Annotated in this window: 13 protein-coding genes; 7 read left to right on the top strand and 6 right to left on the bottom strand. The window is 70.6% G+C overall.

All coding sequences use genetic code 11. The features are described 5' to 3' along the window. Positions 1-99 precede the first annotated feature (99 nt). Positions 100-963, top strand: a complete 864-nt coding sequence (locus ABZ562_RS04575; protein WP_361473921.1) for an SURF1 family protein — start codon at positions 100-102, stop codon at positions 961-963. On the opposite strand, the gene ABZ562_RS04570 is transcribed toward ABZ562_RS04575, so the two are convergent. Beyond that, positions 866-2,722, bottom strand: coding sequence for a prolyl oligopeptidase family serine peptidase (locus tag ABZ562_RS04570; RefSeq protein WP_361474052.1), 1,857 nt, complete (start codon positions 2,720-2,722; stop codon positions 866-868). The two genes, ABZ562_RS04575 and ABZ562_RS04570, sit on opposite strands and share 98 nt — an antisense overlap. A gap of 127 nt (positions 2,723-2,849) precedes the next feature. Here ABZ562_RS04570 and ABZ562_RS04565 point away from each other — a divergent pair, with 127 nt between their 5' ends. Next, positions 2,850-3,224 (top strand): nuclear transport factor 2 family protein, encoded by a 375-nt coding sequence (locus tag ABZ562_RS04565; RefSeq protein WP_361473918.1) that lies wholly within the window; start codon positions 2,850-2,852, stop codon positions 3,222-3,224. Positions 3,225-3,348: 124 nt separating this feature from the next. Here ABZ562_RS04565 and ABZ562_RS04560 read toward each other — a convergent pair whose 3' ends face one another. Then, a complete protein-coding gene (locus ABZ562_RS04560; protein WP_361474049.1) occupies positions 3,349-4,626 on the bottom strand; it encodes a cytochrome P450 in 1,278 nt (425 codons plus the stop codon). 314 nt (positions 4,627-4,940) lie between these two features. Here ABZ562_RS04560 and ABZ562_RS04555 point away from each other — a divergent pair, with 314 nt between their 5' ends. Beyond that, entirely contained in the window at positions 4,941-5,711 is a 771-nt protein-coding gene (locus ABZ562_RS04555; protein WP_361474046.1) for a VOC family protein, read from the top strand. Between the two features lie 88 nt (positions 5,712-5,799). Further along, positions 5,800-6,186, top strand: a complete 387-nt coding sequence (locus tag ABZ562_RS04550; protein ID WP_055546271.1) for a VOC family protein — start codon at positions 5,800-5,802, stop codon at positions 6,184-6,186. Between the two features lie 159 nt (positions 6,187-6,345). On the opposite strand, the gene ABZ562_RS04545 is transcribed toward ABZ562_RS04550, so the two are convergent. Continuing rightward, the gene (locus ABZ562_RS04545; protein ID WP_361473915.1) at positions 6,346-6,750 is read right to left on the bottom strand and encodes a hypothetical protein; all 405 of its coding nucleotides are present in this window, start codon (positions 6,748-6,750) and stop codon (positions 6,346-6,348) included. 164 nt (positions 6,751-6,914) lie between these two features. Here ABZ562_RS04545 and ABZ562_RS04540 point away from each other — a divergent pair, with 164 nt between their 5' ends. From ABZ562_RS04540 to ABZ562_RS04530, 3 genes are read left to right on the top strand one after another with little or no spacing between them, the layout of a single operon-like run. After that, positions 6,915-7,406 (top strand): TrkA C-terminal domain-containing protein, encoded by a 492-nt coding sequence (locus tag ABZ562_RS04540; RefSeq protein ID WP_361474043.1) that lies wholly within the window; start codon positions 6,915-6,917, stop codon positions 7,404-7,406. Positions 7,407-7,413: 7 nt separating this feature from the next. Continuing rightward, positions 7,414-8,700, top strand: a complete 1,287-nt coding sequence (locus ABZ562_RS04535) for a cation:proton antiporter (RefSeq protein WP_361473912.1) — start codon at positions 7,414-7,416, stop codon at positions 8,698-8,700. Positions 8,701-8,733: 33 nt separating this feature from the next. Then, positions 8,734-10,203 carry a membrane-associated oxidoreductase gene (locus tag ABZ562_RS04530; protein ID WP_361473909.1) on the top strand — a complete coding sequence of 490 codons (1,470 nt, stop codon included), beginning with the start codon at positions 8,734-8,736 and terminating at the stop codon, positions 10,201-10,203. A 35-nt stretch (positions 10,204-10,238) separates the two neighbouring features. Here ABZ562_RS04530 and ABZ562_RS04525 read toward each other — a convergent pair whose 3' ends face one another. The 3 genes from ABZ562_RS04525 to ABZ562_RS04515 form a co-directional block, all read right to left on the bottom strand. Then, positions 10,239-12,104 carry a potassium transporter TrkA gene (locus ABZ562_RS04525; protein ID WP_361473906.1) on the bottom strand — a complete coding sequence of 622 codons (1,866 nt, stop codon included), beginning with the start codon at positions 12,102-12,104 and terminating at the stop codon, positions 10,239-10,241. A gap of 122 nt (positions 12,105-12,226) precedes the next feature. After that, a complete protein-coding gene (locus ABZ562_RS04520) occupies positions 12,227-12,664 on the bottom strand; it encodes a MarR family transcriptional regulator (protein ID WP_361473903.1) in 438 nt (145 codons plus the stop codon). A 191-nt stretch (positions 12,665-12,855) separates the two neighbouring features. Beyond that, complete coding sequence (locus tag ABZ562_RS04515; RefSeq protein WP_361473901.1) at positions 12,856-13,524, bottom strand: RDD family protein; 669 nt, start codon at positions 13,522-13,524, stop codon at positions 12,856-12,858. Positions 13,525-14,166 lie beyond the last annotated feature (642 nt).

Here is a 14,166-nt window from a genome sequence, read left to right as displayed (position 1 = left end):
CGGCCCGGCGCCCGGCCCGGCGCCTGTTCGGGCCCTCCCGGCGGCCTGATCCCGGGGCCCGCCGCCGGGGGCCCGCCGTGGGGCCCGTACCGTGGGGGTGTGCATCGGTTTCTGCTGACACCCCGCTGGTGGGTGATCAACGTGTTCACCGTGGTGGCGATCCCGTTCTGCCTCTTCATGGGCAGCTGGCAGCTCAGCCGCTTCGAGACGCGCATCGACACGCACAAGCAGCAGCAGGACGACGCGTCCGTCGCCGAGAAGGCCGCGGCGAAGCCGCTGCGCGACCTGCTTCCGGTCACCACGGAGACCTCCGGGCGGCGGGCGACCGCCAGCGGCCGGTATGACACCGAACACCAACTCCTCGTTCCCGACCGGCGGCTCGGCGACCGTACCGGCTTCTATGTACTGACGCTGCTGCGCACCGACGGGGGCAAGGCGCTGCCCGTGGTCCGCGGCTGGCTGCCCGGGGACGCCTCCTCCAAGGCCGACACCGCCAAGGTGCCCGCGCCGCCGTCCGGCCGGGTGACGGTCACCGGAGCGCTGCAGGCGACCGAGCACGAGGGCAGCGGCGGGGTGACCGCGAGCGGCGCGCTGCCGCGCGGTCAGCTGGGCATGATCAGCGACGCCTCGCTGGTCAATCTGGTGCCGTACACGGTGTACGACGCGTGGATCACCTCCTCCCAGGCGCCCGGGGCCCTGCGGCCGGTGCCCCCCGTCGTTGCGGAGGGCACCGGGCTGGACCTCAAGGCGTTCCAGAACCTCGGCTACACCGGTGAGTGGTTCGTCTTCGCGGGCTTCGTGGTCTTCATGTGGTTCCGGCTCTACCGGCGCGAGGTCGAGGCCGCCCGCGACCTTGCGCTGGGCATCACTCCGGACGAGCCTGCGGCTCCTGCGCCCGGCCCGCGGCCGGACCCCGCCCCAGATGACGCTGAGCGAAATCGATCTCCAAGCGCAACTGCTTGATCCGCTCCTCGACCACGAGCGAGCCGTGCCCCGCGTCGTAGCGGTACACCTCGTGCGGGGCGCCGCGCTGCTGCAGCCGCTCCACATAGTTGTCGATCTGCCGTATCGGACAGCGCGGATCGTTCACCCCGGCCGAGATGTAGACCGGCGCCCGCACCCGATCCACGTAGGTCAGCGGGGAGGACGCCTCGAACCGCTCCGGCACCTCCTCCGGGGTGCCCCCGAGGAGCGTGCGGTCCATCGCCTTCAGGGCCTCCATCTCGTCGTGGTAGGCCGTCACATAGTCCGCGACCGGGACCGCGGCCAGGCCCAGCGCCCAGGCCTCGGGCTGGACGCCCAGGCCCAGGAGCGTCAGATAGCCGCCCCACGAGCCGCCGGACAGCACCAGCCGCTCGGGGTCGGCCAGCCCCGAGGCCACCGCCCACTCCCGGACCGCCGCGATGTCCTCCAGCTCGATCAGCCCGACCCGGTGCTTGAGCGCGTCCGTCCAGGCCCGCCCGTACCCGGTCGAGCCGCGGTAGTTGACGCGGACGACGGCGAAACCGTGGTCGACCCAGGCCGCCGGGCCCGCCGCGAAGGCGTCGCTGTCGTGCCAGGTCGGCCCGCCGTGGATGTCGAAGACGGTGGGGAAGGGGCCCTCCCCCTCGGGCTTCTGCACCAGGGCGTGCACCCGCCCGCCCGGCCCTTCAACCCAGGCGTCGGTGACCGGCACCGACTTGGGGGCCTTGAGCCCCGGCGGGTCGAGCACGGTCCGCCCGCTCGTCGACCGCACCTGCGGCGGCTGCTCGGCGGAGGACCACAGGAACTCGATCGAGCTGTCCGGCCGCGCGGAGGCGCCCGCGATCGTCCCGGCCGGGGTCTCGACACGGGTCAGCTCCCCGGAGGCCAGCTCATACCGCCACAGCTCGCCGCGCGCCTGGTGGTCGTGGGAGACCAGCAGCGCCGAGCCGTCGGGGAACCAGTCCGCGCCGACATCGCCCGGCAGATCGATGGCCAGGGCCGTCTCCACCCCGGTCAGCGGATCCCACACCATCGGCTCCCACCGGCCCCGCCGCTGGTGCCCGACCAGCAGCCGGGTGTCCCCGGCGACCGGCGCGAAGCCCATGACGGCCAGGCCCAGCTCCTCGGTGCCGCCCTTGGTGTCGTCCAGCTCCGCGACCGCCGTACCGTCCAGCCGGACGACCCGGATCGCCGAGTGCATGGCGTCGCCGTGCTCGGTGTGCTCGACCGCGATCAGCGTCCCGTCGTGCGACAGGTCGCCCACCCCGGCAGACTCCCGGTGCCGGTAGATCTCCCGGGGCTCGGCTCCCGGCGCCACCACATGGATCGTCGAGCCCTCCTCGTCCGTGGACCGGCCGACGACCGCCGTGCCGTCCCGGCCGAGCGCGAGACCCGCCGGATAGGAGGGTTCGAGACCGGGCGCCGCGGGCTCGTCCACCCCCGGCTTGCCGCCCTCGCCGCCCGGGCCGCTGTCGCCGCTCCCGCCACCTTCGAAGGGCTGGCGCAGCCACACCCCGAACTCATCGCCGTCGGTATCCGAGAACCACCAGATCCACCGGCCGTCCGGGGTCAGCACCCCGTCCGTCGTCCCGTTCGGCCGGTCCGTCACCTGCCGCTGCGCGCCGGTCGCGCGGTCCCATGCGTACAGCTCGTATGTGCCCGTGGCGTTCGAGACGAACAGCGACCGGTCCGGGGCGTCTTCCGCCCACTCCGGCAACCCCACTCGCGGTGCCCGAAACCGCTTCTCCCAGTCCGGCATGGACTCCGTGCTCTCAGTCATGACCCCATTCTGCGCCGCACCCCGACATCCGCGCTGGCGTCCCCTCGCGCCTGTGGATAACGTTCGCGGCGGGCATGGACAGACGGTCCGTGATGGAGGGGAGACGATGCGCGACATAGCCGCGACCGTGGAGACATATTGGGCAACGGCCCAGGCCAGGGACTGGAGGGCGTTCGGTGCGACCCTCGCCGACGACGTCCGCTACGAGTTTCCACAGACCCGGGAGCGGGTGGTCGGCCGCGACGGCGTGGTCCGCTTCAACGCCGAGCGGCTCGGCGAGTGGAGCCTGGAGGTCGAGCGCGTGGTCGCCGACGCCGCCCAGGCGGTTTCCTGGGTCCGGTTCAGCGACGAGGAGGAGGAGACGCACGGCATCAGCTTCTTCACCGCCGCGCCCGACGGCAGGATCCAGACCATCACCGATTTCCGGCCCGGTTCGTACGAGCCGCCGGCCGGGCGTGAGCAACTCACCGAGCGCTTCTGACGGACTCCGTACCCCAACTCCCCGTATCCACCCCGTGATCCCCCGCCCTCGCCCCCGTCTCTCCCCGTCCCCCCGCACCCCTCCCCGGTGTCTCCCCTCCCCGTGATTTTCTTCGAGCGCTCGGCTAGCGCAGTGTCACCGGCAGCGCGTCGACGCCGTAAACGATGGACAGCTTCCGGAACTTGAGCTTGTCGGCATCCATGGCCAGCCGCATTTCCGGGAATCGCCGGACCAGCGCGGGGTAGGCCGCCCGGAGTTCCATCTTGGCCAGTTCGGCGCCGATGCAGCGGTGAATGCCGTAGCCGAAGGCCAGGTGAGACGGCGTCTGCCGGTGCGGATCGACCCGCTCCATGTCCGGGCCCAGCTTGTCGTCGCGATTCGCTCCGCTCAGCGAGCACAGCACCAGGTCGCCCGCGGATATCTTCGTGCCCGCTATCTCCATGTCCTCGCGCGCGAACCGCGGGAACGCCACCTGGACCACGGAGAGATAGCGCAGCAGCTCATCCACGAAACGGTCGACGACGTCCTCCTGGTCGCGCATCGCCGCGAACTGTTCCGGCGCCTGGAGCAGGACGAGCGTGCCCAGCGCCAGCATGCTCGCGGTGGTTTCCAGACCGCCGGTCAGGACCCCGTCGGCCAGCCCTGCCAGCTCCTGGTCGTCGATTTCGTCGCCGTGTTCCTTCACCAGCATGCCGAGCAGTCCGTCACCCGGTTCTTCGCGCTGCTTGCGGACGATTCCGTGCAGATACGTCAGCGAATCCGACATGGCGCCGAAGGACGCGTTCGCGCCGCCGAACAGATCGAACCGTGCCGTGCTGTGCCGCTGGAAGTCATCGCGGTCCTCGTACGGAACGCCGAGCAGTTCGCAGATGACGAGGGCCGGAATGGGGAGCGCGAACATCTCCACCAGGTCGACCGGGCCCTCGGCCGCGGCCATCTCGTCCAGCCGCTCCTCCACGATGTCGTGGATGCGGGGGGTGAGCCTGCTGAGCCGCCGCATGGTGAATTCGGGCGTCAGTAGCCGTCGCAGTCTCGTATGCGTCGGTGGATCGCTGAAGCCGAGGCCGCCGGGATTTTGCTGCTGGGCCAAGCCGACGGTCTTCTCGGCGAGGTTGGTGAAGTCGGAGCTGAATCCCTTCGCCTTTCCGAGGACCGCCTTGGTCTCGTCATAGCCGGTGACGAGCCACCCGTTGATCCCGAAAGGGAGCCAGATCTTGCTGATGGGTTCCTTTGCCCTGGTTTTGGCGATATCTGCCACGGGGTCGAGTCCGTCGCGCCTCAGCGGTGCCAGCGTGGCATCCGGAAGGAACGACATCTTGGACAGATCGAACCCGTTCTTCTGAATCTTCGTGAAGTACTTGCGGCTCAGCCACGTGACGATGTTCGAGCGGAGATTCGACATGGGCGCAATACTGCCCTGCCGCGGCGGCTCGTCCACGACACGTTGGCAGACGCGCCCCGGTGTGATGTACCACAGCATGGCCGCGGCCGCTCCCCGGGGCGCTTCGCGATCAGTGCGGTGGCGCGGTCCGGGAGATCGGAGGAAAGTGAAGATATCGGGCGTGACGCGCGAGCGATGAAGGCTGCGCGCGGAAGGGCCGTCCATGGCGGTGGACGCGGCCTGAGTCGCGAGGGACGCGCAGTGAGCGGAGTGAGGTGAGCGGCTTGCGGGAGAGGTTCCGCGCTGTCCAGGGAGCACCCTGCTGGGTGAGCCTGATGGCAGCCGATCTGGACCGCGCTCACGCCTTCTACGGAGACCTCTTCGGCTGGACGTTCCGGCCCACGCGGTACGGGCACGGCCGTTACACCATCGCCTGTACCGAAGATGGCGTACCGACGGTTGGTATCGGTGCGTCGGCCCCGACGGCGGGTGTGACGCTGCCCGTCACCTGGACGACGTATTTCGCGGCGGACAGCGCGGACGAGGTGGCCTGGCGCGTCCAGGAGCGCGGGGGCACGGTTGCGGTCGGACCGCTGGAATTCGGCAACGGCCGGGTGGCCTGGGCGGCCGATCCGGACGGCGCGGTCTTCGGTGTCTGGGAGGGCGATCTCACCTCCGCCTGGTGGGGCGAGCGCAGGCCGGGCGCCCCGGTATGGCTGGAATTGCGTACGCGCGACGCGTTCGAAGCGGCGCTCTTCTACGGCCATGTCTTCGGCTGGGACGCCCAGGCGCGGGAGCGGTGTGACGTCCGCTTCGAGCATGACCGCGTGGTCCTGCACATCGACGGAAAGGCCGTGGCGGGATTGCGCGGCGGCGCCCTGGAAGCCGCCCCCGATCCGAGTGTGCGGCCCCGCTGGCATGCCTATTTCCGGGTCGCGGACGCCGACCAGGTCACCGAACGCGCCGTGGAACTCGGCGGAAGTGTCGTCTCCCCGCCGGTCGACACTCCCTACGGCCGCGTCGCGGCGCTCCGCGACGCGGAGGGCGGAATCTTCAGCGTGGCGGCGCTCGGGAGAGGCTCGACGGGCGAGCCGGATGGTGCCTAGGATCGAAGATACGGCATCGCGTGTCGGTCACCGACCGGGTGAGGCATGGAGGTGCCCGTGAGATTGCCTTATCGGGAGGCATTCCACAATGTCAGTCGAGCTGAACCACACCATCGTCCATTCCCGGGACAACCGCGAATCCGCCGAATTCCTGGCCGCCATTCTGGGCCTGGAGGTGGGGGACGCCTGGGGCCCGTTCATACCGGTCTCCACCAGTAATGGGGTCACCCTGGACTTCGCCAGCGTCCCCGCCGAGTCGATCACCATGCAGCACTACGCGTTCCTCATCTCCGACGAGGAGTTCGACGCGGCGTTCCAGCGGATACGGGAGCAGGGCATCACGTATTACGCCGATCCGCACGGTAAGCAGCCGGGCGAGATCAACCACCATTACGGCGGCCGCGGGCTGTACTTCATGGACCCGGCAGGTCATGGCATGGAGATCATCACCCGGCCTTACGGCAACGAGGAGTAACCCTCCGCGGGGCGACCGGCGTGGCCTGGGCTCCGCGCCCGGGTCACGCCGCGCTCAGGCCGGACCGAACCGGCGCGCCGTACCGAGAACCGGGACGCCCTACCCGAACCGGGACGCCATACCGAACCCGGCTCGCGGAACGTGTCACCCAGCCCCCGCTCAGCCGTCGCGTGGCGTGATCCGGCGGTAGCCCGCGCGGGCGTTGACGACGCGGGCGCAGGCCGTTCCGACGACGGCCGCGCCGAGCAGACACCCGAGCCAGGCGCTGTCGCGGTCGCCCGCCCAGGTCAGCACGCCGGCGGGCGGGATGGCGAAGCCGTTGAGGAACAGCCAGCACAGCACGGCCGTCCCCGGTGCCGCCACGAACCGCGCGCACAGCCCGAGCACGGCGGCGAACAGCGACAGCGCGATCAGCGCGAGCGTCGGCCGCCCATGGCCGCCGAGCGAGTTGAGGACGGCCACCAGCAGCAGGGCCCCGGCGAAGGCCGCGGACCAGATGACCGGGGTGGCGACGGGCTCGGGTACGGGCCTCATACCGACGCTGAGCTGCCGCCACTCGATCATGATCACCGTCTTTCTCGCGCGCCTGCCGGGGTACGGACACCCGAACGCGGATTGTTCCACCGAGCCACGGATCACTTTCCGCCATTACTTACTCTTTACCATTTGTTACGGTGGGCGGACGACACTTCGACCCGCGCTACCAGCGCGAAGACCACGAGGAGGGGATGGCTGTGGGGGTTCCGCGGTTGAGCAGTACGCCGTTGCCGGGCATTGGAGTCCGTTACGACCTGACCACGCGGGACCAGGGCCGACTGTCGGTGGTCGCGCACCGGGACGGTGGACGGACGCTGAGCGCGTACCGCCGGGAGGACCCCGACGAGTGCGCCCTGGCCACCCGGCTCACCTCCGGCGAGGCGGAGGCGCTCATCAGCGCGCTGATGCCCGCGCACCACAGCCCCACGCTGCTGTCCACCACCGAGCTGGGGCTGGTCGCCGAGCGGATCGAGCTGTCCTCGCACTCGTACTGGAACGGGCGGGTGCTGGGCGAGACGCGGACCCGCACCGAGACCGGCACCTCCATCGTGGCCGTGCTGCGCCGGGCGGACGCCATCCCCTCCCCGGCCCCGGACTTCCGGCTGGCGGGAGGCGACATCCTGATCGTGATCGGCACGCGCGAGGGCGTGGAAGCCGCCGCGGCGATATTGGGTCGGGAGTGACAGACGGATGCACTCTTCTGCCGTCTTCCTGATCGAGTTCGGTGCGGTCATCCTCGGCCTGGGACTGCTGGGCCGCCTCGCCGGACGTTTCCAGTTCTCGCCCATCCCCCTCTACCTGCTCGCCGGGCTGGCCTTCGGCGAGGGCGGGCTGCTGCCGCTCGGGGCCAGTGAGGAGTTCGTCGCGATCGGCGCCGAAATCGGCGTCGTCCTGCTGCTGTTGATGCTCGGGCTGGAGTACACCGCCAGCGATCTGGTCAGCAACCTCAAGACCCAGTACCCGGCCGGGCTGGTCGACGCCACGCTCAACGCCCTGCCCGGCGCGATCATGGCGCTGCTGCTGGGCTGGGGCCCGGTGGCCGCCGTGGTGCTGGCCGGGGTCACCTGGATCTCCTCGTCCGGCGTCATCGCCAAGGTCCTCCGCGACCTCGGGCGGCTCGGCAACCGCGAAACCCCGGTCATCCTGTCCATCCTGGTCCTCGAAGACCTGGCGATGGCCGTCTATCTGCCGATCGTCACCGCCCTGCTGGCCGGTGTCGGGCTGGCCGCGGGCAGCATCACCCTGGCCATCGCGCTCGGCGTCGCGGGCTTCGTCCTCTTCGTCGCCGTCCGCTTCGGCCGTCATATCTCCCGTTTCGTCTCCAGCGACGACCCCGAGAAGCTGCTGCTGGTCGTGCTGGGCCTGACCCTGCTGGTCGCCGGGATAGCGCAGCAGCTCCAGGTCTCCGCCGCCGTGGGCGCCTTCCTGGTGGGCATCGCCCTCTCCGGCGAGGTCGCCGAGGGCACCCACAACCTGCTCAGCCCGCTGCGCGACCTGTTCGCCGCCGTCTTCTTCGTCTTCTTCGGCCTGCACACCGACCCCGCCAGCATCCCGCCGGTCCTGCTGCCCGCCCTCGCCCTGGCGGTCGTCACCACCTGCACCAAGATCGCCACCGGCTACTGGGCCGCGCGGCGCGCCGGGCTCTCCGCCAAGGGCCGCTGGCGCGCGGGCGGCACCCTGGTGGCGCGCGGCGAGTTCTCCATCGTCATCGCCGGGCTCGCCGTCACCGCGGGCATCGAACCACAGCTGGGCCCCCTGGCCACGGCGTACGTCCTGATCCTCGTCATCGTCGGCCCCCTCACCGCCCGCTGGACCGAGCCCCTGGCGCGCCGCCTCATCCGCCCCAAGCCCGCCGCGGCCCCCGCGGCCGGAGCCACCGCCGAAAGCACTGCCGAGACCGGCACCGAAACCACCGCGGAAACCACGTCCGAGACCACCGCCGCCGAGTCCAAGCACCGCGAAACACAGCGCGGTTGACACCCCGAACGCCGCCGCGACACGATCCCGCCGGTGGAGATCACGGACCTGACACCGGCGGAGCGGCGCGTCTGGCGGGCCTTCCCGCTCGATGAGAGCGTCGATTTCCGCGAAGGCGCCGACGACGACCCCGAAAGCGGCGGCTCCTGGGGGCCCGAGCGGACCATACGAGCCGAGGTGCTGCGCGCGCTGCTGCTCGACGGGCCCACGCGCGACGGCGAGGTGGCGGGCCTGAAGCTGATCGGCGCGCGCATCACCGGTGAGCTGCGCCTGAAGTACGGGGCGGTCGAGCACGCCGTACGGCTGCGGTCCTGCCACTTCGAGCGGACCCCGCAGCTGTACGGGGCGCGGCTGCGCGTCCTGGTGCTCAGCCGCTCCGTGCTGCCCGGGCTCACGGCCGGGGCCCTGCACACCGAGGGCGTCCTGCGGATGACCGAATGCCGCACGACCGGCCCGGTGCGGCTCGCCGGGGCGCAGATCGCCGGAGGGCTCTTCCTCGACGGGGCGCGTCTGGGCACTCCGGACACCCCCTGCGAGGAACCGTTGCTGCAGCTCAACCACGCGGTCATCGGCACCGATGTCCAGGCCAGGCGTCTCGTCGCCCATGGGCAGTTACGGCTCAACGAGGCCACCGTCGCCGGTCAGGTGAACCTCGACGACAGCGCACTCCACGCCCCCGGCGGCATCGCCCTGCACGCCGAGAACCTGTCCGTCGGCAACGATCTGCACGCCATGCGGCTGCGCGCGCAAGGACACGTCAACCTCAGCGGGGCCCGGATGCCCCGCCACCTCAACCTCGCCTACGCCCGGCTGTCCCACCCCGGCGGCCAGGCCCTGCGCGCCAGCAGCTGCGTCATCGGCGAACTGTGGCTCCGCGAGGCCGCCCCCGTCGAGGGCGACGTGAACCTGCGCCGCTCGCAGATCGACCTGCTGCACATCCGTCCCGAGGTCTGGCCCGACCGCGTCAAGATCGACGGCCTCAGCTACCGCAGCCTCGCCCCGCACCTCCCCGCCGAAGAGCGGCTACCGCTCCTGGAACGCGAGGTGGAGGGCTATCTCCCCGCCTCCTACGAGCAGTTGACCACCGCCTACCGCGCCGCGGGCGACGAGGCCGCCGCCCGCACCGTCCAGCTCGCCAAGCTCCGCCGCCACCGCAGCACCCTGCCGCGCTACGCCCGCGTCTGGGGCCATCTCCAGGACGTCACCGTCGGCTACGGCTTCCGCCCCCTGCGGGCCGCGGGCTGGCTTTCCGCGCTGCTCCTCACCGGCGCCGTCGCCTTCGCCCTCCACCATCCGCGGCCCCTGAAGTCCGGCGAGGCCCCCGACTTCAACCCGGTCTTCTACACCCTCGACCTGCTCCTCCCCATCATCGGCTTCGGGCAGGAGAGCGCCTTCGCCCCGCAGGGCGCGTACCAGTGGCTCTCGTACCTCCTGATCGTCACCGGCTGGATCCTGGCCACCACGACCGCGGCGGGCATCAGCCGCTCCCTGAGCCGCCAGTAGCCGGAGCCCCTGGGCCTTCCGGGTGCGCAGAAGCGTTACTCCTCGGCGAGCACGACGATCGCGTCGCCCTCCTCCAGGACCAGCGGCGCGGCCTTGTCGGGGTTGAGGAAGACCCCGTAGGCGGGCGGTACGTCGGCGTGGCGTGCGAGCCGGTAGCCGAGGGCCGTCTCGCCGCGCCGCCGCGCGGCCTCGACGACCGTCGCGAAGTTGGCCTCCGCACCCGGCACCAGATAGTTGGTGGCCGGTTTGAGGTAGATCTCCGAACCCTCCGGGTCGAAGAGATCGATGAACACCGTGTACAGATCGCGGTTCTCGGTCAGCTGGGTCAGCAGCAGACTGATGACCTTGGTGCTGACGATGAAGTCGTCGGCCTTGGTGACCTGGGCGATCTCCCGGTTGCTGTCATCGTTCATCTCCGTGACGATCGAGTACGGGTCACCGAGCCGCACCTCGATGTCGCGCAGGTGCAGCAGCGTCACCAGCGTCCGGTCATCGGCGCGCTTGGGATCGATGGCGTCGTCGGACAGCACCACGATGTGCTGGTAACTGCCGAGGTCGAGGGACTCCAGGGACGACCGGCGGGTCGGTTCGCACCGCTTGTGGCCGACCGTCAGGTTCTTCAGCCCCTCCGGCACCCCCTTCCGCGGCCGCCGCGGCGCCGCGATGTCCACCGCCGAACCGGGTTCGACGAAGCTGTCCAGCAGCTTGATCAGCTTCGACGCCCGGGAGTTCCAGCCGATCAGCAGGGTGCGGTCCGGGACCGGCGGCCGGCCGGGCGCGGTGGTGATCGCGGACGGGACGATCTCGGCCCGGGTCTCGGAGCGCCGTATCAGCAGATCGTCCTCGGCCACCACCAGCAGCTGGTCATCGGCCCGGACGACGGTGTCCATCGGCGGGTTGACCAGCACCTCACCGTCGCTCCTGCGCAGCCCGGCGGCCATGCCCTGCGCGTAGTGGGCCAGGGTGTCCGCGTACGTCGAACCCGCCAGCGCGGGCTCGTCGCGGAAGTAGAACTCGTTGCCTTCGAAGCTGAGCAGTTCGTTGAAGACGCTGGACAGTCCGGACTGCCGGTGCGCCTGGGCGATGAGCCGTACGGCGATGTCGTCGGCGTCGATGATCAGCGCGTTCGTGCCGGCGGCGAGACGGGCCGCCGGCAGGTTGTCCGAACTCTCCACGGCCGCCACGACGTTCGGCCGCGTGCTCTTCCACTTCCGGCTGTTGAGCAGCAGCAGCACCTTGATGACGTCCGTGTCGGTGTCGTCCCCGACCGGGGGCAACACCATGATCGACTTGGCGGTGTCGGGGCTCACCAGCTCCAGATCGCCCCGCTCCAGCGGACTTCCGGATCGGCAGATCACCCGGGTGCGGCCGGTCGCGGGGATCCGGTGGCGGATCTGGTCCTCCATATCGACCTTGTCGTGGTCGGCGAGGATCACCACACACGAGCGGCGGGCGCTCTGGTTGGCCTCCACCAACTCCGCGATCACCGTGAACACCTGATCCGACCAGCCCAGCACGATCGTGTGCCCGCGCTCGATCAGCCGCGACCGCCCCTTGCGCAGCATCTGGATCCGGTTCTCCAGGCCCGTGGTGAGCACACCGATGAGCGCGCTGACGATGAAGATGCCGCCGATCGTGACCGTGAGCATCAGCACCAGGAACAGCGGCCGGCCCGTGTCCCCGCCCATGGTGCCCGGGTCGAGCGTCCGCAGCAGGCTCATCCACACCACGCCCGACCAGCCGCCGCTCTTCCGGGTGTCCTCGTGGGAGAAGGAGACCACCAGCGTGGAGACCACCGCTATCAACGCCAGCGACGCGAGGCCGAGCCAGCCGATCAGCGCGGGCGTCCCCCGGTCCATCGTGCCGTCGAACCAATACCGCAGCCGGTCCCGCAGCCTCATCGCACGTCCCCATCCCCCCGGCCACCCACCGGACTTACGGTCTCCCAGAGCAGTTGATCATTCTCGCAGGGTTACCCGGGCCCACCGTCCGGGCGCCGGGCGGCCTGTCCCGGCGCGGCGGGTCACCAGGCGGCGTGGGGCTGCGGACCGGCCTCGACGGACGGCTCGCCGCCCGCCTCGGCGAACGCCTGCAGCGCCTCGATCAGATGACGGCGCTGCCCGGCGGGCATGACGTCGACGATGCGCGCGATCTCCCGACGCCGCCGATCGGTGACCTCGGCCACGATCCGCCGACCGCCCTGGGTGAGCGAGATCACGCTGGTACGCCGGTCCTCGGCGGAGCCGCCCCGCGCGACCACGCCCGTCGTGACCAGGCGGTCGATCATGCGCATGGCGGTCGACGGCCGCACCCCCAGCTCCCCGGCCAGCCCGGACAGGCTCAACGGCCCTCCGGCGTCCAGGACGACCAGCATCCGGAACTGCGGCAGCGTCAGCGACTCCTCCACCGCCGCCAACGACCGGGCCGAGACGGCCACAAGCAGCCGCGACGCGGTCAACACGGCGGTGACCATCGCCTCGGCGTCGGATTCGGGAGGGTCGGTACGGGGCTGGGAGGGCTCGGAAGCGGAAGCTTCGGTACGGGAAGTTTCCGCAACGGAGGCTTCGGAAGCGGAGGCTAAGGAACGGCGCGCCATACGCCCTTTCTACCCTCTGCCCCTGTGGAAGGGAGCGTCCGTGAGGCTCCGGCTCCTCATCCGGCCATCTCGCCGCGCCGCCCCCTGATCCGTGCGATCGCGGCCCGGACGCGCCACGCGCCGGTGACCGTGACACCAGCCAGCCGGTCGGCCAGCGACCTCCGGGAGCCGAGCAGCGCCAGCCCCGCGTTGACGGCGAAGAAGGCCATGGCGACGATCCAGCACAACACCGAGAAGACGACCGCACCCCCGGCCAGCAGGCAGCAGGCCAGCGCATACCAACCGACCTCGACCAGCGTGCTCACCGCGGCGCGCACCGCCACCCGGCCCCGCCCGGGCCGCCCGCCGCCCCGGCGCCGCACGACGCACAGGCCCGTCAACGCCTGACCCGGGGTGCGGCCCATCACGGCCAGCGAGAGGAAGTGGTAGGCGAAGGCGAACGCGACCAGCGCCGCGAATGCCTGCTGGACGGCGTTCACCGCGGAGCGCCAAAGCGACTCCCCGACGCCCTGACCCGCCCCCGCGATATCGCCATGCGAGGTGATGACCTCCCAAGCGCTCGTCCCGGCCAGGCTCGTCACATCGGTGACCTCGGCACCGACCCGGTGGAAGGTGAACCAGCCGAGCAGCGCGGCCACGGCCACGATGACGGCGAAATCCAACGCCCAGGCACACAACCGACGCGCCCGCGGCAGGCCGGTCGGCACCACCCCCTCTTCAGGCACGCCGGGCGCCATTACCGCTCGCCGGAACATCGGTCCCCCCGAAGTGTGTGATGTCGCGGTGTGCACAGTGTAGGGACAGTTACAGACCGCCACGAGGGGATCCGAACGTGCTGCGGGGCGCGGGGCGCCTCCCGCCGGCGGCCGCAAAGAGGAGACGCGCCCCTTCTGTTGGGGATCACGCCGACGTCGAAGGCAACCCCACCGCGATCCCCAAGACCCCCAGCGCCCCCGGCCGGCAGCCACGCGGGTAGTCACGCACAACGAATCAGGGCCGCCTACGAATTTTCGTAGGCGGCCCTGACCTGTGTTCCTTCAGTCGGGGTGGCGGGATTTGAACCCACGACCTCTTCGTCCCGAACTACGGGCGGGGCGGTCGCTGAGGTCTGCTGGGCTGGTCGGTCGGGGCCGCTGTCGATCGACGGTGGTTGCGGTGGTTGCTGTACTTCCCTGCTGTACAGCACTCGCTGACCACCGCCTTACAAGTTCGTCACCGCTGAACTGCGCGAACACTCCTTCGAGCTACATGCTGAGCGCTTCGCGGCCCGCTAGGGGCCGCAGCGTCATCCAACAGCTCAGGAGCGGCAGCTCCGCCGTTCAACGGCACAACAAAGTCGTTCCGGGACTTCTGCCTACCTGGGGGCT

Origin of the sequence: Streptomyces sp. NPDC019937 (assembly GCF_040631655.1) — a bacterium.
GTDB lineage: Bacteria > Actinomycetota > Actinomycetes > Streptomycetales > Streptomycetaceae > Streptomyces.
The sequence above is the reverse complement of the archived record's forward strand: the minus strand, read 5'-3'. Positions and strand labels throughout refer to the sequence as shown.

Bases quoted from the DNA above. Each gene is read 5' to 3' on its own strand.
- ABZ562_RS04525 (WP_361473906.1), bottom strand. From the start codon at position 12,104: ATGAGGCTGCGGGACCGGCTGCGGTATTGGTTCGACGGCACGATGGAC.
- ABZ562_RS04570 (WP_361474052.1), bottom strand. From the start codon at position 2,722: ATGCCGGACTGGGAGAAGCGGTTTCGGGCACCGCGAGTGGGGTTGCCG.
- ABZ562_RS04555 (WP_361474046.1), top strand. From the start codon at position 4,941: ATGGCAGCCGATCTGGACCGCGCTCACGCCTTCTACGGAGACCTCTTC.
- ABZ562_RS04540 (WP_361474043.1), top strand. From the start codon at position 6,915: ATGGCTGTGGGGGTTCCGCGGTTGAGCAGTACGCCGTTGCCGGGCATT.
- ABZ562_RS04535 (WP_361473912.1), top strand. From the start codon at position 7,414: ATGCACTCTTCTGCCGTCTTCCTGATCGAGTTCGGTGCGGTCATCCTC.
- ABZ562_RS04545 (WP_361473915.1), bottom strand. From the start codon at position 6,750: ATGATCGAGTGGCGGCAGCTCAGCGTCGGTATGAGGCCCGTACCCGAG.
- ABZ562_RS04550 (WP_055546271.1), top strand. From the start codon at position 5,800: ATGTCAGTCGAGCTGAACCACACCATCGTCCATTCCCGGGACAACCGC.
- ABZ562_RS04565 (WP_361473918.1), top strand. From the start codon at position 2,850: ATGCGCGACATAGCCGCGACCGTGGAGACATATTGGGCAACGGCCCAG.
- ABZ562_RS04560 (WP_361474049.1), bottom strand. From the start codon at position 4,626: ATGTCGAATCTCCGCTCGAACATCGTCACGTGGCTGAGCCGCAAGTAC.